The organism is Vibrio sp. 704 (genome assembly GCF_033339295.1).
This window is the reverse complement of record NZ_JAWOUH010000127.1, coordinates 1-1,052: the sequence shown is the minus strand read 5'-3', so window position 1 is coordinate 1,052 and position 1,052 is coordinate 1. Positions and strand designations below refer to the sequence as shown.

At 47.3% G+C, this 1,052-nt stretch carries 1 pseudogene; it reads right to left on the bottom strand.

What is annotated here, in order from left to right:
- Positions 1 to 176: 176 nt before the first annotated feature.
- Positions 177 to 1,052 (bottom strand): annotated as a pseudogene (gene vmeD, locus R7R24_RS24915) (multidrug efflux RND transporter permease subunit VmeD); the annotation flags it as partial.

Sequence of the window (1,052 nt, the reverse complement as noted above, 5' to 3'; positions counted from 1 at the left end):
ATGAATTTGTTTAGCAATTTGCTCTAATTTCTTTGGGTCAAACATAGTGGCTAAAACTCCTTTTGATTTGCCGACATTCTAAGTAAATGATACGGGAAAGTCGCCATTTAGATGGTAAAAAAGAGAGCGGCAATAAAAAAGGTCACCGAAGTGACCTTTTTCTTAGCTTCTTGAGCTTATTTGTTTTCTGCTAGTTCGCGGTGCGCTGCTTTCGCTTCATCAACTCGAGCTAACTTTTCCAAGTCTTTATCTTCAACAAAAACTGGCAGTGGTTTGTGTTTTTCAGCTAAGTAGCTGTAAATCACAGGTAGTACGAATAGTGTGAACAACGTACCAAGTGCCAAACCAGCCACGATTACGATACCGATACTAAAGCGCTGCTCTGCGCCTGCACCCGTTGCGTACATTAGCGGGATAAGGCCGGCAATCATCGCCGCAGTGGTCATCAGAATTGGACGAAGACGCACTTTCGCCGCCTCCATTACTGCATCGATTCGAGACAGTTTGTTGTGCAGCTGCTCTTCTTTTGCTACTTCACAGATCAAGATACCGTGTTTGGTGATCAGGCCGACCAATGTAATCAGACCTACCTGCGAGTAGATGTTCATCGAGGCGGTGCCCCATGCCAACGCAATCAACGCACCACACACCGCCAGCGGTACCGATACCATGATAACGATAGGGTCACGAAGTGATTCGAATTGAATCGCAAGAACCAAGAAGATGATGGCTAACGCAAGACCAAATGTTGCGTATAGCGCGCTACCTTCCGTCACGAACTGACGTGCTTCACCCATGTAGTCGTGGTTGTAACCGGCAGGCAGTTTGTTCTGCGCTACGTCCTCGAACCAGTTAATTGCATCACCCATTGCGGCGCCAGGCGATGGTACAGCACCAACGGTTGCTGAGTTCAGCTGGTTGAAGTGAGGCAGTGAGCGAGGCTCGGCGACAACATCAATAGTGATCAGGCTACCAAGTGGTACTGCTTTTCCATCCACAGAACGAACGTAGTAGTTCTTCATTGATTCTGGATTTAAACGCCATTTACGTTC